This window comes from Pseudomonas sp. GW821-FHT02B10 (assembly GCF_059421865.1).
This window is the reverse complement of record NZ_JBWKVU010000011.1, coordinates 166,011-185,358: the sequence shown is the minus strand read 5'-3', so window position 1 is coordinate 185,358 and position 19,348 is coordinate 166,011. Positions and strand designations below refer to the sequence as shown.

Here is a 19,348-nt window from a genome sequence, read left to right as displayed (position 1 = left end):
TACAACAAATAGAACACAACAAATTTTGTTTTTGTATACAATAATTCTCGCAAACCCCTGCTTCCGACGAAAAGCTGCCTGTTTACCGGCACCGGACGAACGCACCCCAGCGCTAGAGAAAATGGATTGACCTGCGACGCTCGCCGTGAATACACTCTGCGCAAAGCCACTTGTATACAATTACAAAACGTAAGAGGCACAAAACCATGAGCAAAATGAGAGCAATCGAAGCCGCCGTTCTGGTGATGCGCCGTGAAGGGGTCGATACCGCCTTTGGCATCCCGGGTGCCGCCATCAACCCGCTGTACTCCGCCCTGCAAAAGGTCGGCGGCATCGATCACGTCCTCGCTCGCCACGTCGAAGGCGCCTCGCACATGGCCGAGGGTTACACCCGCACCAAGGCCGGCAATATCGGCGTGTGCATCGGCACTTCCGGCCCTGCCGGCACCGACATGGTCACCGGCCTGTACAGCGCCTCGGCCGACTCGATCCCGATTCTCTGCATCACCGGCCAGGCCCCGCGTGCCCGCCTGCACAAGGAAGACTTCCAGGCCGTCGACATCACCAGCATCGTCAAGCCGGTGACCAAGTGGGCGACCACCGTCCTGGAACCCGGCCAGGTGCCCTACGCCTTCCAGAAAGCCTTTTATGAAATGCGCTCCGGCCGCCCCGGCCCGGTGCTGATCGACCTGCCGTTCGACGTGCAGATGGCCGAGATCGAATTCGACATCGACGCCTACCAGCCGCTGCCGCGGGCCTTGCCGTCGGCGACCCGGGTCCAGGTCGAAAAGGCCCTGGCCCTGCTGGATCAGGCCGAGCGGCCGTTGCTGGTCGCCGGCGGCGGCATCATCAATGCCGATGCCAGTGAGCTGCTGGTGGAGTTCGCCGAGCTGACCGGCATCCCGGTCATCCCGACCCTGATGGGCTGGGGCAGCATTCCCGACGATCACCCGCAGATGGTCGGCATGGTCGGCCTGCAGACCTCCCACCGCTACGGCAACGCCACCCTGCTCAAGTCTGATGTGGTCCTGGGCATCGGCAACCGCTGGGCCAACCGCCACACCGGTTCGGTGGACGTCTACACCGAGGGTCGCAAGTTCATCCACGTGGACATCGAGCCGACCCAGATCGGCCGGGTGTTCACCCCGGACCTGGGCATCGTCTCCGACGCCAGCTCGGCGCTGACCGTATTCATCGAAGTCGCTCGCGAATGGCAGGCCGCCGGCAAGCTGAAGAACCGCAGCGCCTGGCTGCAGGATTGCCAGCAGCGCAAATCGAGCCTGCAACGCAAGACCCACTTCGACAACGTGCCGGTCAAGCCACAGCGCGTGTATGAAGAGATGAACCAGGTATTCGGCAAGGACACCTGCTACGTCAGCACCATCGGCCTGTCGCAGATTGCCGGCGCGCAGTTCCTGCACGTGTACAAGCCACGCCACTGGATCAACTGCGGCCAGGCCGGCCCGCTGGGCTGGACCATTCCGGCGGCGCTGGGGGTGGTCAAGGCCGATCCGAGCCGCAAGGTGGTGGCGCTGTCGGGCGACTACGACTTCCAGTTCATGATCGAAGAGCTGGCCGTGGGCGCGCAGTTCAAGCTGCCGTACATCCACGTGGTGGTGAACAACTCCTACCTGGGCCTGATCCGCCAGGCACAGCGCGGTTTCGACATGGACTACTGCGTGCAGCTGTCCTTCGACAACCTCAACGCCCCGGAACTCAACGGCTACGGCGTGGACCACGTCGCGGTCGCCGAGGGCCTGGGCTGCAAGGCGCTGCGCGTGTTCGAGCCGTCGGGCATCCAGCCGGCCCTGCGCCAGGCCCAGGAAATGCTCGAACAGTTCAAGGTGCCGGTGATCGTCGAGATCATCCTGGAGCGTGTCACCAACATCTCCATGGGCACCGAGATCAACGCGGTCAACGAATTCGAAGACCTGGCGCTGGTCGGCAACGACGCCCCGACCGCGATTTCCCTGCTCGACTGACCCCCTATGTAGCCGCTGCCGAAGGCTGCGATCGCATCCGCGGGATGCGCAAGATCTCAGGATCGTCGAAGGCCTTCGGCCTTATCGCAGCCTGCGGCAGCGGCTACAGAGCCCCTTTTCACAGGAGACCACCATGCCGCGTTTTGCCGCCAACCTGTCCATGCTGTTCACCGAACAGGACTTCCTCGCCCGCTTCAAGGCCGCCGCCGAGGCTGGCTTCAGTGGTGTCGAATACCTGTTCCCCTACGAATTCAGCTCCGCCGAGATCAAGGCGCAACTCGACGCCCACGACCTGACCCAAGTGCTGTTCAACCTTCCCGCGGGCGATTGGGTGAAAGGCGAGCGCGGTATCGCCTGCCTGCCGGACCGGGTCGAAGAGTTCCGCGCCGGGGTCGACCTGGCCATCGCCTACGCCCAGGTGCTGGGCAATACCCAGATCAACTGCCTGGCCGGTATCCGTCCGCAGGGCGTCGACGATGCCACGGTGGAAAAGACCTTCGTCGCCAACCTCAAGTACGCCGCCGAGAAGCTCCAGGCCGCGGGCATCAAGCTGGTGATGGAAGCGATCAACACCCGCGACATCCCGGGCTTCTACCTGAACAACACGGCCCAGGCCCTGTCGATTCGCGAGCAGGTCGGCAGCAGCAACCTGTACCTGCAATACGACATCTACCACATGCAAATCATGGAGGGCGATCTGGCCCGGACCCTGTCCGGCCACCTGGACGCGATCAACCATGTCCAGCTGGCGGACAACCCGGGACGTCACGAACCGGGCACCGGCGAGATCAACTACCACTTCCTGTTCGGGCACCTGGACAAGATCGGCTACCAGGGCTGGGTCGGCTGCGAATACAAGCCGCTGACCACCACCGAGGCCGGCCTCGGCTGGCTCAAGAGCCACAACGCAATCTGATCGGGCAGCGCGTCATCGTTTATCGCTGTAGGAGCGAGCTTGCTCGCGAAGATCGTCAACGATGACGCAGGCATCCTGAATGGACACGGCGCCCTAGCCGTTTTTCGCGAGCAAGCTCGCTCCTACAGAGGGCGTGCTACCTAATAAAAAGAGGATTTTCTCATGGCTAAAATCGGATTCATCGGCACCGGCATCATGGGCCACCCAATGGCCTCCAACCTGCAGAAAGCCGGTCACAGTCTGTTCCTGTCCCAGCACCATGACGCGGCCCCGGCCGACCTGGTCGCCGCCGGCGCAGTCGCCCTGGCCAGCCCCAGGGAAGTGGCCCAGGAAGCCGAGTTCATCATCGTCATGGTCCCGGATACCCCACAGGTCGACGACGTGCTGTTTCGCGCCGACGGCGTGGCGGCGGGCGTCGGCCCGGGCAAGGTGGTAATCGACATGAGCTCGATCTCGCCGACCGCGACCAAGGCCTTCGCCGCCAGGATCAACGAGAAAGGCGCGCAGTACCTGGATGCCCCGGTGTCCGGCGGTGAAGTCGGCGCCAAGGCGGCGACCCTGAGCATCATGGTCGGCGGCGACAGCCAGGCCTTCGAGCGCGCCCTGCCGCTGTTCCAGGCCATGGGCAAGAACATCACCCTGGTCGGCGGCAATGGCGACGGCCAGACCGCAAAGGTGGCGAACCAGATCATCGTCGCCCTGAACATCCAGGCGGTGGCCGAGGCCCTGCTGTTCGCCGCGAAAAACGGCGCCGATCCGGCCAAGGTGCGCGAGGCGCTGATGGGCGGCTTCGCCTCCTCGAAGATCCTCGAGGTGCACGGCGAGCGCATGATCAAGGGCACCTTCGACCCGGGCTTCCGTATCAGCCTGCACCAGAAGGACCTGAACCTGGCCCTGCAAGGCGCCAAGGAGCTGAACATCAACCTGCCCAACACCGCCAACGCCCAGCAAGTGTTCAGCACCTGCGCAGCCATCGGCGGCAGCAACTGGGACCACTCGGCGCTGATCAAGGGCCTGGAACACATGGCCAACTTCTCGATCCGCGACCAGTAAGAGAACGCCAGGAAATCCCCTGTAGCCGCTGCCGAAGGCTGCGATCGCCTGCGCAGCAGGCGTGCACCTGCACATCGCAGGAAGGTTCTTCGAACCTTATCGCAGCCTTCGGCAGCGGCTACAGGTTGCGTTACAGCCACACCTCGAATAACAAGAAATCCGGGAGCCCGCCATGTCGGTCGATCCGCAACAATTCCTCCGTGAGCTGTTCGCCACAGCCATCGACGCCGCCCACCCGCAGCACGTCCTCGAAGCCCATTTGCCCAGCGACCGCAGCGGCCGGGTGATCGTCATCGGTGCCGGCAAGGCCGCCGCGGCCATGGCCCAGGTGGTCGAACGCTGCTGGTTGGGTGAAGTCAGCGGGCTGGTCGTCACCCGTTACGGCCACGGCGCCCCCTGCGAAAAAATCGAAGTGGTCGAAGCCGCCCATCCGGTGCCCGATGCCGCCGGCCTGGCCGTGGCCAAGCGCGTGCTGGAGTTGGTCAGCGACCTGTCGGAACAGGACCGGGTGATCTTCCTCCTGTCCGGTGGCGGTTCCGCGCTGCTGGCCCTGCCCGCCGCGGGCATCAGCCTGGCGGACAAGCAGTCGATCAACAAAGCCCTGCTCAAGTCCGGCGCCACCATCGGCGAGATGAACTGCGTGCGCAAACACCTCTCGGCGATCAAGGGCGGCCGCCTGGCCAAGGCCTGCTGGCCGGCCACCGTCTACACCTACGCGATTTCCGATGTACCGGGCGACCTGGCCACGGTCATCGCTTCCGGCCCCACCGTGGCCGACCCCAGCACCTCGGCCGAGGCCCTGGCGATCCTCAAGCGCTACGCCATCGAGGTCCCGGCGGCCGTGCGCACCTGGCTGCAAAGCCCGGAGTCGGAGACCGTCAAGCCCGGCGACCCGAGCCTGGCCCGCAGTCACTTCCAGCTGATCGCCCGGCCGCAGCAGTCGCTGGAGGCCGCCGCGGTGAAAGCCCGCCAGGCCGGGTTCAGCCCGCTGATCCTCGGCGACCTGGAAGGCGAGGCCCGCGAGGTGGCCAAGGTCCACGCCGGCATCGCCCGCCAGGTGGTGCTGCATGGCCAGCCTCTGGCGGCGCCCTGCGTGATCCTTTCCGGCGGTGAGACCACGGTCACCGTGCGCGGCAATGGCCGTGGCGGGCGCAATGCCGAGTTCCTCCTGAGCCTCACCGACAGCCTCAAGGGCCTGCCCGGCGTCTACGCCCTGGCCGGCGACACCGACGGCATCGACGGCTCCGAAGACAACGCTGGCGCCATCATGACCCCGGACAGCCATGCCCGCGCCGCCGCCCTGGGCCTGAGTGCCAGCGACGAGTTGGACAACAACAACGGCTATGGCTATTTCGCGGCCCTGGATGGGTTGATCGTCACCGAGCCGACCCGCACCAACGTCAACGACTTCCGCGCCATCCTGATCCTCGAGAGCCCAAAACATGACGCCTGACAAAAAGGTCAAAATCCTCGCCACCCTCGGCCCGGCCATCGACGGCATCGACGATATCCGCGAGCTGGTGCAGGCCGGGGTGAATATCTTTCGCCTCAATTTCAGCCACGGTGACCACGCCGATCACGCCCAGCGTTACCAGTGGATCCGCGAAGTCGAAAAACAGCTGAACTACCCGCTGGGCATCCTCATGGACCTGCAAGGCCCGAAACTGCGGGTCGGCACGTTCGCCGAAGGCAAGGTCCAGCTGCACCGTGGCCAGGCCCTGCGCCTGGATCTGGACAGCACCCCGGGCGACCAGCGCCGGGTCAACCTGCCCCACCCGGAAATCCTCAAAGCCCTGGAGCCGGGCATGGACCTGCTGCTGGACGATGGCAAGCTGCGCCTGCGGGTCACCGCCAAGCACGCCGACGCCATCGACACCACGGTGCTCAACGGTGGCGAGCTGTCGGACCGCAAAGGCGTCAACGTCCCACAGGCGTTGCTCGACCTCAGCCCGCTGACCGCCAAGGATCGTCGCGACCTGGAATTCGGCCTGGAACTAGGGGTGGACTGGGTCGCCCTGTCGTTCGTGCAGCGCCCCGAGGACATTCGCGAAGCCCGCGCGCTGATCGGCGACAAGGCGTTCCTGATGGCCAAGATCGAGAAACCCTCGGCGGTCACCCAACTGCGCGAGATCGCCGAACTGAGCGACGCGATCATGGTGGCCCGTGGCGACCTGGGGGTGGAGGTGCCGGCCGAAAGCGTGCCGCAGATCCAGAAGAACATCATCGGCACCTGCCGCCAGCTGGGTAAACCGGTGGTGGTGGCCACGCAGATGCTCGAATCCATGCGCTTCTCCCCTGCCCCGACCCGGGCCGAGGTCACGGATGTGGCCAACGCGGTGGCCGAAGGTGCCGACGCGGTGATGCTCTCGGCGGAAACCGCCTCCGGCGAATACCCTCTGGAAGCGGTGCAGATGATGAGCAAGATCATCCGCCAGGTGGAAAGCGGCCCCGACTACCAGGCCCAGCTCGACGTCAGCCGACCCCAGGCCGAAGCCACGGTGTCCGATGCCATCAGCTGCGCGATCCGCCGTATCAGCAGCATCCTGCCGGTGGCGGTGCTGGTGAACTACAGCGAGTCCGGCAGCTCCAGCCTGCGCGCGGCCCGGGAACGGCCGACGGTGCCGATCCTCAACCTGACGCCGAACCTGTCCACCGCGCGGCGCCTGACGGTGGCCTGGGGTGTGCACTCGGTGGTCAACGACCGCCTGCGCCAGGTCGACGAGGTCTGCTCCACCGCCCTGGAGATCGCCCAGGCACAAGGCATGGCCAAACGTGGCGACACGCTGTTGATCACCGCCGGCGTGCCGTTCGGCCAGCCGGGCTCGACCAACTCGCTGCGCATCGAAACCCTGATCTGAGCCTGTAGCCGCTGCCGAGCCTGCGAGGCTGCGCTCGAAAACGCAGTCTTCGCCAGGCCCGAGCACTGGACTTGCCTGTGGAACACGGCATTGCCTGATTGACGGCCGCTACGCGCCCGATCGCAGCCTCGCTGTGCTCGGCAGCGGCTACAAGAGCCCACCTCATGCCTTCAGAACACTTCAACGCGCACTGCCCCGACTGGGCCACCGCCTTGCTCAACGGCTTCAGCCAGATCTTCCTCCAGCGCCATCCTCTGTGCGGCCTGATGTGCATGCTGGCCATCCTGCTGAGCGCTCCGGCGTTGCTCGGTGGCGCGCTGCTGGGTGGCGTGGCCGGGCTGCTCACCGCGCAGCGCCGGGGCTATGCCAAGGCCGACCGGCAAGCCGGGCTGTTCAGCTACAACGGGGTCCTGCTCGGCCTGCTCCTGAGCCTGCGCTTCGATTGGTCGGTGCTGCTGCCACCGCTGATCATCGCCTGCGGCGGCGTCAGTGCGATCCTCACCCGACAATGGCTCAAACGCGCCCGCGACCCATACTGCCTGCCGGCCTACACCGCGCCCTTCGTCGGCCTCGGCTGGTTGCTGCTGGGCCTGGCCGCGCCGCTGCCCGCCAGTGCCGACGCGCCCTGGATCGAGCCCGATGCGCTGGCGTCGCTGCAGGCACTGATCCAGGGGCTCGGCCAGGTGATGTTCCTTGAGCATCCGCTGGCCGGGGTGTTGATTGCCCTGGGGTTGCTGCTGGCTGATCGCCGGGCGGCCGCCTGGGCGCTGTTCGGTTCGGCGGCGGGCCTGGGCTTCGCCCTGCTGCAACAGGACCACGCCGGCGCCCTGCTGGGCCTTGGCGGCTACAACTGTGCCCTGGTCGCCCTGGCCCTGAGCCAGGACCGCCGCCGATCCTGGTTGGCCCTGCCGGGAATGCTCCTGGCGCTGCTGCTCGCCCCGGGCTTCGCCGCGCTGGGCCTGCCCGTGCTCACCGCACCCTTTATCCTCGCCTGCTGGCTGGTTCGCGCCGCGCTGCGGGTGCTGCGCCAGGCCGCCGTGGACAGCACGCCTTGCGCTACCGGGGCCAATCCCCCTAGGCTTCGCTGACCTTCGATTCAGGCGAACAACATGGACAGCAACACGGACAACAACCGGCACTGGCGCGAGCGTCTCTACGTCATGATTTTCCAGACCGACACCGTGGCCGGTCGACGCTTCGACAGCACCCTGTTGCTGATCATCCTCGCCAGCCTGGTGATCGTGATCCTCGACAGCATCGACGAGGTGCATCAGAACTACGCCAATGTGCTGGCCTATATCGAATGGGGTTTTACCCTGATCTTCGCCATCGAATACGGTCTGCGCCTGTATTGCTCGCCCAAGCCGTTGCGCTACGCCTTCAGTTTCTACGGCTTGGTGGACCTGCTGGCCATCGTGCCGGGGATCCTCGCCCTGTATTACAGCGACGCCCAGTACCTGCTGATCATCCGGGTGATCCGCATGCTGCGCATCTTCCGCGTGCTCAAGCTCAGCCCGTATCTCAAGCAGGCCAACTACCTGATGTCGGCGCTGCGCGGCAGCAAGCAGAAAATCATCGTGTTCCTGCTCAGCGTATCGACCCTGGTCACGGTGTTCGGCACCCTGATGTATGTGGTCGAGGGGCCCGAGCACGGGTTCACCAGCATCCCCAAGGGCATCTACTGGGCCATCGTCACCCTGACCACCGTGGGTTTTGGCGACATCGTGCCGAAGACGCCACTGGGCCAGGTGATTTCATCGATGGTGATGATCACCGGTTACTCGATCATCGCCGTGCCCACCGGGATCTTCACCGCGGAACTGGCCAATGCCCTGCGCGGCGAACAGCTCAAGCACGACTGCCCGGTGTGCAGGAAGAACGACCATGAGCACGGCGCCGCGTTCTGCTCGCGGTGTGGCAACGCGCTGTTCCCGAAAGTGGTCCAGGAAAACTGAATAAGCAAAGCACTTTTTAATCTTTAAAGAGATATACCGCCCCGGCTATAGTCGGCGGCAAATTGCCTTCACTCTCTAATAAAAGGAACGTGCAGTGAAAAAACTCGTTAGCGCCTCTCTCCTGGCCGCCGGCCTGGCACTGGGCAGCGTCGCCCAGGCCGCCCCGACCCTGCTCAACGTTTCCTACGACGTGATGCGAGACTTCTACAAGGACTACAACACTGCCTTCCAGAAGCACTGGCAGGCCGAGCACAACGAGAACATCACCCTGCAGATGTCCTTCGGCGGCTCCAGCAAACAGGCGCGCTCAGTGATCGACGGCCTGCCGGCCGACGTCATCACCATGAACATGGCCACTGACATCAACGCCCTGGCGGACAACGGCAAGCTGGTGCCGGACAACTGGGTGACCCGCCTGCCGAACAACAGCGCGCCTTTCACCTCGGCTACTGTGTTCATCGTGCGCAAGGGCAACCCCAAGGCCCTGAAAGACTGGCCGGACCTGCTCAAGGATGGCGTGCAAGTGATAGTGCCGAACCCGAAGACCTCGGGTAACGGCCGCTACACCTACCTGTCGGCCTGGGGTTATGTGCTGAAGAACGGCGGCGACGAGAACAAGGCCAAGGACTTCGTCGGCAAACTGTTCAAGCAGGCACCGGTGCTCGACACCGGTGGCCGCGCCGCGACGACCACCTTCATGACCAACCAGATCGGCGACGTACTGGTGACCTTCGAGAACGAAGCGGAAATGATCGCCCGCGAATTCGGCCGCGATCAGTTCGAAGTCATCTACCCGAGCGTCTCCGCCGAAGCCGAGCCACCGGTGTCGGTGGTCGACAAAGTGGTCGACAAGAAAGGCTCGCGTGCCGCGGCCGAGGAGTACCTGAAGTACCTGTGGTCGCCGGAAGGCCAGGAAATCGCCGCCAACAACTACCTGCGCCCACGGGACCCGAAAGTCCTGGCCAAGTACACCGACCGTTTCCCGAAAGTCGACTTCCTGTCGGTGGAAAAAACCTTCGGCGACTGGCGTACCGTGCAGAAGACCCACTTCAACGATGGCGGGGTCTTCGACCAGATCTACGGCGGTAAGTAACAACACCTGTAGCCGCTGCCGCAGGCTGCGATAAGGCCGAAGGCCTTCAGCGATCGTCAGATCTTGCGCACACGCTGTGTGCGATCGCAGCCTTCGGCAGCGGCTACAGTATTTTGCGGATCAGGAATCTAAAGCCCGGCGGCAGCTTCGAACAGCACCGCCTTCCCCGCCTGATGCAGCTCAGGCAACATCGCCTCGGCCTCGATCTCGATCAGCCACTCGGGCAAGGACAGGCCGCTGACGATGATCCACGAGGACGCCGGTGGCTGCTGGGGGAAACGCTGCAACAGCACCTGGCTGATCTGTTCCTGCTGGTCGCGGGCTGCTTCGGCGATGTAGATCCGCAGCATGACCACGTGGCTCAGGTCGCCGCCCGCCGCCGCCAGGACCCGGGCGATATTGTCGAAGCTCTGCTCGGTCTGCTCGCGCAGCCCCGGGCCGACGCAGACCTCGCGCTCATCGACACCCACCTGGCCGGACAGCAGCAGGCGCCGCCCACCGCGCACCTCCACGGCCTGGCTGAAACCGTACTGCAGGGAATTGAAGACACTGGGCGGATTGAAGACTGATGTATGCATGGGACCTCCGCTGCGATAGACGACCGCAAACCCTAAACCAAGCCCCTGCACAAGGCCATCCGAAACCAGGTCGTTGAAACACCTGGCAACGTAACCGCCAGCCAGCTACATCGGCGGCGTCACCCCATCCTTGCCGGCGGAGATCGATTGCGCGGTGAGCGTGCCGTCCGCGCTCTGCGACACGAACATCACCACCTTGACCCCGGCCTTGAGCAGGCTGCGGTCGCCCGGCACCAGGTTGACGATGGGCACGTCGTCCGGCACCAGGATCGTCTGCTGGCCGCCCTTGTAGTTGACGGTCAGGGTCCGGCCATTGCTCACCACCAGGTCGCCGACGTGGCCATTGGTCATGCTGCTGCCCTTGACCAGGTCGAAGGGCCGATGGCCGTCGCCGGTGCCGGCCATCTGCGGTGGAAACACATGGACCTCCAGCGCCTTGAGGCTGCCATCGGCCTGCGGCACGGCGGCCGAACCTATGTAGCTGCCGGGCTTGATGTCCTCGATATTGGCCAGGGTCACGGCGCGGACCTGGGTCTGCGGCGTGAGGTTGATGGTGACGTTCTCGCCACTGTTGACGTGCACCCGCACCGCGTCGCCGGCGATGCTGGTGATTTCCCCACGCACGCCGATGCGCATGCCCGGCGCGTCCTGGGCCTGGGCCGGGCCGGCCAGCAGCAGTGCGCCGAGGGTGATCGCTTGGGCGCCGCCGAGCAGGCGGCGAAGACACAGATTCATGGGACGGGCTTCCTGTGATGAAAGGTGGCACAGAGGTCTAAACGAAAGCACTCCAGTGTCCGCGGAACAATGAGCGAGCTATGGAACTGAATGTAAGTAAATGTATCATCGCAACGCGATCCCGGTCGTCGTCTGCCGCTCTCGGCCGGCCCCGCCAGGCATTTATTCCTCCCGGGCATGAATGCTATCGCTCGTCAGCTTCTACCGCGTCACGGGCCAGCCCCTTAGCCTCGCCCGCATCCCTTTTGCTGCAACGAGAATCGCCATGACTTCCACGACCCAGGGGCTGCCCGCCGCCGCCACGACCATGACCCGCGGTATGGTGCTGCTGTTCGCCTTCTGCTGCGGCGCCATAGTCGCCAACATCTACTATGCCCAGCCGATCATTGAGCTGATCGCCCCGGACATCGGCCTGAGCAGCACCATGGCCAGCCTGATCGTGTCCCTGACCCAGATCGGCTACGCCCTGGGCCTGTTCTTCCTGGTGCCCCTGGGCGACCTGCTGGAAAACCGCCGGCTGATGATCCTCACCAGCCTGGTGGCCATCGCCAGCCTGCTGGGCGCCGGGTTCACCGAGCAACCCAACGCCTTTCTGCTGGTCTCGCTGCTGATCGGCTTCAGCTCGGTGTCGGTACAGATCCTGATTCCCCTGGCCGCGCACCTGACGCCGGAGGAATCCCGTGGCCGGGTGGTCGGCGGCATCATGGGCGGCCTGCTGCTGGGCATCCTGCTGGCACGCCCGGTGTCCAGCGTGGTGGCCGACCTGTTCGGCTGGCGCGCGATGTTTATCGCCGCCGCCATGCTGATGGCCGCCATCAGCCTGGTCCTGCTGCTGACCGTGCCCAAGCGCCAGCCTGCCCACAGCGCCACCTACGGCCAGTTGCTGGGTTCGTTGGGCACCCTGCTGCGCCAGCAACCGGTGCTGCGTCAGCGAGCGTTTTACCAGGCCTGTATGTTCGCCACCTTCAGCCTGTTCTGGACAGCGGTGCCGCTGGAGCTGGCGCGCAATCACGGCCTGTCGCAAAGCCAGATCGCCCTGTTCGCCCTGGTCGGAGCCATCGGTGCCATCGCCGCGCCCATCAGCGGACGCCTGGCGGATGCCGGCCACACCCGAGTCGCCTCGTTGCTGGCCATGCTGTTCGCCGCCTTGAGCTTCCTGCCGGCCTTTGTCCACCCGGCCTACAGCGTCATCGGCCTGGCGGTGACCGGCGTGGTCCTGGATTTCTGCGTGCAGATGAACATGGTCCTCGGCCAGCGCGCGGTCTACGCGCTGGATGCCCATAGCCGCGGCCGCCTCAACGCGCTGTACATGACCAGCATCTTCATCGGCGGCGCCGTCGGCTCGTCGATTGCCAGCGCGGTGTACGAACACGCCGGCTGGCTGGGCATAGTCGGCGTCGGCAGCGCCTTGCCGTTGCTGGCCCTGCTGCGTTTCCTGGGCACCTCGCAGAAGGCGCTGCCTGTCCCGGCCTGAGCCCGGGCTCAAGCCGCAGCCTGATCGATGTCCTCACCGGTGCGGTCGCGAATCCACAGCAACACCAGGGTGGACAAGGCGACCGTCGCCATCATGTACCAGGCCGGCGCCAGCGCCTGCTCGGTCACCTGCAGCAGCCAGGTGACAAAAAACTGGGCGAAGCCGCCAAACACCGAGACCCCGATACCGTAGGCCGCCGCCATGCCGGTGGTGCGCACCGACTTGGGGAACATCTCCGGCAACATGGTGATGCCCGGCACCGTCTGCAGGGTCAGCAACACCGAGAGCAGGCCGATGATCAGCAGCAGGTTGAACAGGCTGGGGGCGGCGATCAGCCACTGGAAACACGGCACTATCACCACCAGGGTCAGCAGGCGCGAGCAGAAAATCACCCGCTTGCGCCCACAGCGATCGGCCAGCCAGCCCACCAGCGGCGACAACACAAAACAGACCGCCCCCACCACCACGCTGGCCAGCAGGCTGGAGGTGGTCGGCAGGCCCAGCACCCTGGCGGCATAGGCCGGCATGTAAAAGGCGATGATCTGGGTCGAGACCATGGCCCCGAGCATCAGCAGCACGCTTTTGCCCAATGCCCGCTTGTGCTGGCCGAACAGCTCGCGCAGCGGACTGCTGCGGGCCGCATGTTCCCTGGCCTGCTGGCTGTGGGCAGTCGACAGCCCGACCACCAGGGTGTCTTCCAGGTGGCGACGGATGTACCAACCCACCGGGGCGGTGAGCATGCCGATGAAAAACGGCACCCGCCAACCCCACTCGCTCATCGCCTGTTGATCCAGCCCCGCCACCAGCGCCGCAACCATGATCGCGCCGAGGAAGATCCCCAGCGACTGGCTGCCGAACTGCCAGCTGGCATAAAAACCCCGTTGCGATGCGGGGGCGTGTTCCACCAGCAGGGTGGTCGCCGCCCCCACTTCGCCACCGGCGGCAAAACCCTGGATCAGTCGCGCCAGCGCCATGATCAGGGGCGCGGCCATGCCGATCTGGCCATAGGTCGGGGTCAAGGCCATCAGGCCGCAGCCCAGGCCCATCAGGAACAGGGTCAGGGTCATCGCCGAGCGACGGCCAAAGCGGTCGGAGTAGGAACCGATCAGCAGCGCGCCGACCGGGCGCATCAGGAAACCCACGCCAAAGGTCGCGGTGGTCAGCAGCAACTGCCCGTAAGCGGACGCCGCAGGGAAAAACAGCGGCCCGATAAACAGCATCAGAAAGCTGAACACCGTGAAATCGAAAAACTCCAGGGCGTTACCGATAGTGGTACCGACAATCACTCGCCGACGGGAAACACACAGATTCGTCGCCGCAACCGGCGCGAAGGATTCGGAAACAACGGCCATGACATTCTCCTTGCAGACAAGGGCTACGCACCCACGACCGGCCGGGCCCGAACAGGCCCGGCCGGAGCGATCACCAGAGGCTGCGGGTCAGTCGACCGGCTCGAGAAAGGCACTCACCAGCTTCACCCAGTAGCTGGCGCCGTAAGGCAGGCAGGCGTCATTGAAGTCATAGGCCGGGTTATGCAACAGGCAGCCGCCCGCCGTCCCTTCGCCGTTGCCCATGATCAGGTAGCTGCCGGGGCAGGCTTGCAGCATGAAAGAGAAATCCTCGCTGCAGGTCATCGGCTGCATATCGGCGACCAGCCCCTCCTCGCCCAGCCACTCCAGGGCCACCGCCCGTGCCAGGGCGGTTTCCCGCGGGTGGTTGTAGAGCACCGGGAACGCGTTGGCGCTGACCGTGACCTCGGCAGTCGCGCCGAATGCCTGGGCCTGGGCGTGGGCCAGCGCCTCGATGCGCTGTAGCAACAGCTCACGGGTCGTTTCTTTCAACGCCCTGACCGTCACCGCCAGCTCGACACGGGTGGGAACCACTGACGAACTGCTACCGCCATGAATCGCCCCGACCCCGACCACGCCCATTTCCAGGGGCGGCAGGTTGCGCGCCACCACGGTCTGCAACGCCATGACCAGCGAGGCCGCGGCGACTATCGGGTCGACCGTGTCCTGGGGCATGGCGCCGTGGCCGCCACGACCGTTGATGCCAATCGTCACGGTGTCGGCCGAGGCCATGAACGGCCCGGGGAGAAAACCGAACTTACCCACCGGCAACCCCGGCCAATTGTGCATGGCAAAGACCGCATCGCAGGGAAACAGCTGAAACAGCCCATCCTCGATCATCTTCCGCGCGCCCACATGCCCTTCCTCGGCGGGCTGGAAGATCAGGCGCACGGTGCCATCGAAGTCGATGCTCTGGGCCAGGCACTGGCCGGCGGCCAGCAGCATCGCGGTATGCCCGTCATGGCCACAGGCATGCATCTTGCCGTCATGCCGGCTGGCATAGGGCAAGCCGCTGGTTTCCAGGATCGGCAAGGCGTCCATGTCCGCGCGCAGGCCGATGACCCGGTTGCCCCGGCCCTTGCGCAACGACGCCACGACGCCGGTGCCGGCCAGCCCGTGGTGAACCTCGTAACCCCAGCCGCGCAGCTTGTCGGCGACCAGGCGGCTGGTTTCGAACTCCTCGTAGCTCAGTTCAGGATGGGCGTGCAGATGCTGGCGCAGCGCAACCATGGGCGTCGTCAGCTCGCGTATCTCAGGCAGGATCGTTGGGCTCGGCATGGGTTTCTCCTCAGCAGTGATAGATGGCCTGATCGTCGGCTGAGACGCTGTCAGGCTCTTGTAGGTCTTTCAGGCAGATCAGGCTGGCGGCCAGATCTGTGGGAACCAGTCCTGGCGCAGGTGCTGGCCTGCTTGCATGCCGTGGTCAGGGTACGGCGGCGAGGTCCTGCCAGGGCGCTCGGCATAACGCACGTCCTCGCCCAGCCAGCGCAGCGACAGCACGCGTCGGCGGGCCTGGCTGAGATTGCCGCGTGCGCCGTGCACGGTGCGGAAGTCGAACAGCACCGCATCCCCCGGCTCCATCTGCCACTCCAGCACCTGCATGCCGGGTTCGACATCCGGGTCCGGCACCGGCCGATAGCGGCTGACATCCTCGTAAAAGCTGCTGTCGTCCTTCCAGCGCAGCGGCAGCACCCATTGCTGCCAGAGGTGGGAGCCGGCGATCAGGCGCAAGGTCGCCTCGCGCACCGGGTCCACCGGGATCCACAGGCTGACGGTCTGCTCGCCATCGAGAAAGTAATAGGGAATGTCCTGGTGCCAGGGCGTCGGCTTCTGGGTGCCCGGCTCCTTGACCAGTACATGATCGTGAAAGAACTGCGCACTGGGCGACTGCATCACCGCCGCCGCAATCGCCGCCGCGGGCGACTCACGGACCATGGCGACGAATTCGGGAATGCGTTCCCAGTTGCAGTAATCGTCGAAAAACCCGCCCGGCTCGCCGGCCGCCACCACGTTGGTGGCACAGGGGCCCGGCTCGCGCTGGTTACGCTCGATACCTGCGGCGATCGACCCGACCCAGTCCTTGAACACACCACGTAGACAAATGGCGCCATCGCGTTGAAAAGCTGCGATATCCGCCGCCGATACCAGAGGGCTGACTGACCTGTTCATAGGGGCTCCTGCGTGACGGCCGCCATGATCGCGGCGACCACGGCCAGACTATTGCCCCAGGCTCATCCAAAAATAAAATAATATGATCCGATCTGGCTCCTCGGAATTTCTTATGAAGATCAGTCTGCGCCACCTGCGCTGCGCCCTGGCGGTCACCCGCCACGGCAACATCACTCAGGCCGCCGAGCACCTGAACGTATCGCAGCCGGCGGTCTCCGCCGCCCTCAGCGAACTGGAAGGACACCTGGGGCAAGTGCTGTTCATTCGCCAGCGCGGACAGGGAGTGACGCTGACGCCGTTCGGCCGCCTGGCGATGGACAAGGCCCAGCAGATAGTGGCCGGCGTGCATGAGCTGGAACGCCTGGCGGACCACGACGACACCTTGTCCGGCGAACTGATGCTGGCCTGCTTCGAGGACCTGGCGCCCTATTGCCTGCCGCAGCTGTTGCGCGGCCTCAAGGAACGCCACCCGGCGATCGAGGTGACGATTCGCGAATACGGCTTCGACCAGATCGGCAAGCAACTGAGCAACGGCAGCCTGGACGCCGCGCTGAGCTATGACCTGGGCTTGCCGGATGGGGTACAGAGCACAGTGCTCTGCGAACTGTCGGCCCATGCGCTATTGCCGGCCGAGCATCCCCTGGCCAGTCACCGCGAGGTCAGCCTGCGCCAGCTCTGCGATTACCCCCTGGTGCTGACCGAACAGGCCTACAGCTGGCAGCATTTCCTCGACCTGTTCCGCTTCCATGGCTTGCAGCCGCAAAACTTCAGCAAGACCTATTCTTTCGAACTGCAGCGCGGGCTGGTGGCCAACGGCTTTGGCGTGGCCGTGGCCTATACCCGGCCTTTCGGCGACCACAGCTATGACGGGCGGCCGCTGGCGATCCGGCCGATTGCCGAACCGCTGCCGCTGCAACGCATCGTGCTCGCCCAGTCTCGGGCCCGCAGCCATTCGCCGCTGGTCAACGCCCTGCGGGAACAGGCCCGGCAATGGTTCGGCGAAAGCCCGGGGTTTGGCTGGCACCCATAAGCGGCGCCGCGGCTCGACGGCGTTCCACACAACACTCGATCGTTCACACACAAGGAGCCCCAATGGACCGGCTGGCAGCCATGCAAACCTTCGTTCATGTGGTGGAAAGCGGGTCCTTTTCCGCCGCCGCCCGACTTCTGGATATCGGCCAGCCGGCCGTATCGAAAACCATCGCCCAGCTCGAGGCGAGGCTGGCGGTGCGGCTGTTGCTGCGCTCGACCCGCGGCCTGACGCCCACCGAGGCCGGCATGGCGTTTTTCGAGCGGGCCAGGCGGGCCCTCGAAGAGGCCGACGAAGCCGATCTCGCCGCGCGCGGGGCCGGTACGGGGCTGCGCGGCACGCTGCGAGTCTGCGCCGCGGTGACCTTCGCCCGCCTGCATATCGTGCCGCACCTGGGGACCTTTCTCGAGCGCCACCCCGAGCTCGACATCGACGTGGTGATGGATGACCGCAATATCAATCTGGTGGAGGCCGGCATCGACGTCGCCCTGCGCATGGGCCCCTTGAGCGACTCCGGGCTGACCGCGCGGCGGATCGGCGAATGCCGGCGCGTGGTATTGGCCACCCCGGACTACTTCGCCCGCCACGGCGAACCCGCCTGCCCCGCCGACCTGAGCAAGCACCAGGCGATCATCTACAGCCTCGGCGGCGGTGCCCACTGGCGCTTCGAACGGGGCGACGAACAGCAATCGGTGACGGTCCGCGGGCGGATTCGCGTCAGCGCCGCGGAGGGGTTGCGCGAGTCGGTGCTGGGCCATCAGGGGCTGACCATGGCCTCGCAATGGATGTTCGCCCCCGAGCTGGCCAGTGGCGCGGTGCACGAAGTGATGTCGGACTGGACGCTACCCCGGCAGGAGCTATGGGCGGTGTTCCCTACCGGGCGGCTGACCAGCGCCAAGACCCGGGCCTTCGTCGAGTTTGTCCAGCAGCTGCTGGCCCGCGCGGATGCCACTCAAGGTTGAGCGACGTCAGATTCGCCCACGTACCAGCACTTCGACCTTGGCCGCCTCGCCCCAGCGCTGGACCCGTTCGATCAGCGCAGGGTCGGTTTCGCCCACCAGATACAAGGTTTCGATCGATTGGGCAGCCGCCCACTCGACAAACCCGCACTGCTCGAAGGTGTCGATAGCCGCCAGCTGGAACTCGTTTTCGTAGAAGCCGGGCACCACGGCGACCTGGGCATCGACGGCACTGACTTCAGGCAGGAACGGACAGGCCAGGTGCACCACGTCCCACTTCGCCACGCGCCAGTTGCGCAGCGCTTCGTCGAAGCGGCTGCGGGCGCCGCGGACAAACCCCAGGCCATCGATCACCATGCGCCGGTTGATGATCATCCACACCTTGCGTTTGCGCGGGGCCTTGAGCAGCACCTCGCCGGTGACCTTCGAGGCGCGCAGGGCCAGGGCGAACACCAGCAGCACCGGAACGAAGTAGCGATAAACGGTCTCGGCATTGGTGGCGCGGGTCAGCTCATACAGCCTGGAAACCTCGCCCCGGGCCTTGCGCTGGTCGCCCAGGGTTTCATCGAGGCGGCCGAGCCAGGCCAATACGGGCGGCGCCGAATACCGGGCGCGAAGCTCATCCAGCGCCTGGACCACCGTCCCCACCGAGAGCGCCGTCAGCCGCCCCTGCGCCGTTCTCTCCAGCGTGGCAAAACGCTGACAGAGCTCGCTCACCTGCGCGGCATCGGCGGCGCTATAGAGAGTCACGGCGGCACGGCAATGCTCCGGGCCCAGCAGATCGTCGATCTCGGCCTTGAGGCGCCTCTGGGTCGCGGCTTCATGGGATTCGGCCAGCCGATAGTCGCTCTGGAACCATTCGGTCCTGACGCTCTGGGTCTCGCCGATCAGCGCCAGCGACGCCAGCAGCAGCCAGCCATAGTCCACGCGCTTCCAGCCGATCTCGCCCAGGGGAAAGACCGAGATGAAGCTCCAGCAGAAGAAGTAGTAGAGGAAGATAAACAGCACCAGCAAATACACCGGTGCCAGGGAGAAGTAGATCAGCTGCGGCACTTCGACATCGGCGAAGCCATGCAGGGCGAGCAGCACAACGACAACACAGAGCCAGAAGGCCATGGGCGCGAAATAGGGTTTGTTCAGGCTTTTCTTCATCGGGCGCTCGGATGGCGATACTCAGGAACACCCCGGGGTATCGGC

Annotated in this window: 17 protein-coding genes; 11 read left to right on the top strand and 6 right to left on the bottom strand. The window is 65.2% G+C overall.

The genetic code is table 11. The annotated features are described in order from the left end of the window. Positions 1 to 206 precede the first annotated feature (206 nt). The 8 genes from gcl (at position 207) to AC07VU_RS22555 (ending at position 9,857) form a co-directional block, all read left to right on the top strand. Positions 207 to 1,982 carry a glyoxylate carboligase gene (gcl, locus tag AC07VU_RS22590; protein ID WP_150049701.1) on the top strand — a complete coding sequence of 592 codons (1,776 nt, stop codon included), beginning with the start codon at positions 207 to 209 and terminating at the stop codon, positions 1,980 to 1,982. 133 nt (positions 1,983 to 2,115) lie between these two features. Beyond that, complete coding sequence (gene hyi, locus AC07VU_RS22585; RefSeq protein ID WP_495030509.1) at positions 2,116 to 2,898, top strand: hydroxypyruvate isomerase; 783 nt, start codon at positions 2,116 to 2,118, stop codon at positions 2,896 to 2,898. A gap of 162 nt (positions 2,899 to 3,060) precedes the next feature. After that, complete coding sequence (locus AC07VU_RS22580; RefSeq protein ID WP_007922096.1) at positions 3,061 to 3,951, top strand: 2-hydroxy-3-oxopropionate reductase; 891 nt, start codon at positions 3,061 to 3,063, stop codon at positions 3,949 to 3,951. A 172-nt stretch (positions 3,952 to 4,123) separates the two neighbouring features. After that, positions 4,124 to 5,404 (top strand): glycerate kinase type-2 family protein, encoded by a 1,281-nt coding sequence (locus AC07VU_RS22575; protein ID WP_495030508.1) that lies wholly within the window; start codon positions 4,124 to 4,126, stop codon positions 5,402 to 5,404. Continuing rightward, entirely contained in the window at positions 5,394 to 6,809 is a 1,416-nt protein-coding gene (gene pyk / locus AC07VU_RS22570; protein WP_101337185.1) for a pyruvate kinase, read from the top strand. The genes AC07VU_RS22575 and pyk overlap by 11 nt, the downstream gene beginning before the upstream one ends. 164 nt (positions 6,810 to 6,973) lie before the next feature. Further along, positions 6,974 to 7,897 (top strand): urea transporter, encoded by a 924-nt coding sequence (locus tag AC07VU_RS22565; RefSeq protein WP_495030507.1) that lies wholly within the window; start codon positions 6,974 to 6,976, stop codon positions 7,895 to 7,897. Positions 7,898 to 7,918: 21 nt separating this feature from the next. Beyond that, a complete protein-coding gene (locus AC07VU_RS22560; RefSeq protein WP_007922076.1) occupies positions 7,919 to 8,764 on the top strand; it encodes an ion transporter in 846 nt (281 codons plus the stop codon). 94 nt (positions 8,765 to 8,858) lie between these two features. Then, positions 8,859 to 9,857 (top strand): sulfate ABC transporter substrate-binding protein, encoded by a 999-nt coding sequence (locus tag AC07VU_RS22555; protein ID WP_085530177.1) that lies wholly within the window; start codon positions 8,859 to 8,861, stop codon positions 9,855 to 9,857. Positions 9,858 to 9,985: 128 nt separating this feature from the next. On the opposite strand, the gene AC07VU_RS22550 is transcribed toward AC07VU_RS22555, so the two are convergent. Together AC07VU_RS22550 and AC07VU_RS22545 are read right to left on the bottom strand one after the other, a co-directional pair. Then, on the bottom strand, positions 9,986 to 10,435 hold the full coding sequence (locus tag AC07VU_RS22550) for a RidA family protein (RefSeq protein WP_277588135.1): 450 nt from the start codon (positions 10,433 to 10,435) through the stop codon (positions 9,986 to 9,988). Between the two features lie 105 nt (positions 10,436 to 10,540). After that, the gene (locus AC07VU_RS22545) at positions 10,541 to 11,170 is read right to left on the bottom strand and encodes a DUF5666 domain-containing protein (protein ID WP_495030506.1); all 630 of its coding nucleotides are present in this window, start codon (positions 11,168 to 11,170) and stop codon (positions 10,541 to 10,543) included. A 265-nt stretch (positions 11,171 to 11,435) separates the two neighbouring features. Between AC07VU_RS22545 and AC07VU_RS22540 the strand changes: the two genes are divergently transcribed. Then, positions 11,436 to 12,644, top strand: coding sequence for an MFS transporter (locus tag AC07VU_RS22540; protein ID WP_277588133.1), 1,209 nt, complete (start codon positions 11,436 to 11,438; stop codon positions 12,642 to 12,644). Positions 12,645 to 12,652: 8 nt separating this feature from the next. Here the strand turns inward: AC07VU_RS22540 and AC07VU_RS22535 are convergent, their stop codons facing one another. From AC07VU_RS22535 to AC07VU_RS22525, 3 genes are all read right to left on the bottom strand, one after another. Continuing rightward, positions 12,653 to 13,996, bottom strand: coding sequence for an MFS transporter (locus tag AC07VU_RS22535; RefSeq protein ID WP_277588132.1), 1,344 nt, complete (start codon positions 13,994 to 13,996; stop codon positions 12,653 to 12,655). Between the two features lie 87 nt (positions 13,997 to 14,083). Further along, positions 14,084 to 15,271, bottom strand: a complete 1,188-nt coding sequence (locus tag AC07VU_RS22530; protein WP_007922066.1) for a M20 aminoacylase family protein — start codon at positions 15,269 to 15,271, stop codon at positions 14,084 to 14,086. A gap of 78 nt (positions 15,272 to 15,349) precedes the next feature. Continuing rightward, positions 15,350 to 16,162, bottom strand: a complete 813-nt coding sequence (locus AC07VU_RS22525; protein WP_495030505.1) for a phytanoyl-CoA dioxygenase family protein — start codon at positions 16,160 to 16,162, stop codon at positions 15,350 to 15,352. 112 nt (positions 16,163 to 16,274) lie between these two features. Here AC07VU_RS22525 and AC07VU_RS22520 point away from each other — a divergent pair, with 112 nt between their 5' ends. Further along, complete coding sequence (locus tag AC07VU_RS22520; RefSeq protein ID WP_274305944.1) at positions 16,275 to 17,192, top strand: LysR family transcriptional regulator; 918 nt, start codon at positions 16,275 to 16,277, stop codon at positions 17,190 to 17,192. A gap of 62 nt (positions 17,193 to 17,254) precedes the next feature. Continuing rightward, entirely contained in the window at positions 17,255 to 18,154 is a 900-nt protein-coding gene (locus AC07VU_RS22515) for a LysR family transcriptional regulator (RefSeq protein ID WP_495030504.1), read from the top strand. Between the two features lie 6 nt (positions 18,155 to 18,160). On the opposite strand, the gene AC07VU_RS22510 is transcribed toward AC07VU_RS22515, so the two are convergent. Further along, on the bottom strand, positions 18,161 to 19,303 hold the full coding sequence (locus AC07VU_RS22510; RefSeq protein WP_495030503.1) for a hypothetical protein: 1,143 nt from the start codon (positions 19,301 to 19,303) through the stop codon (positions 18,161 to 18,163). Positions 19,304 to 19,348 lie beyond the last annotated feature (45 nt).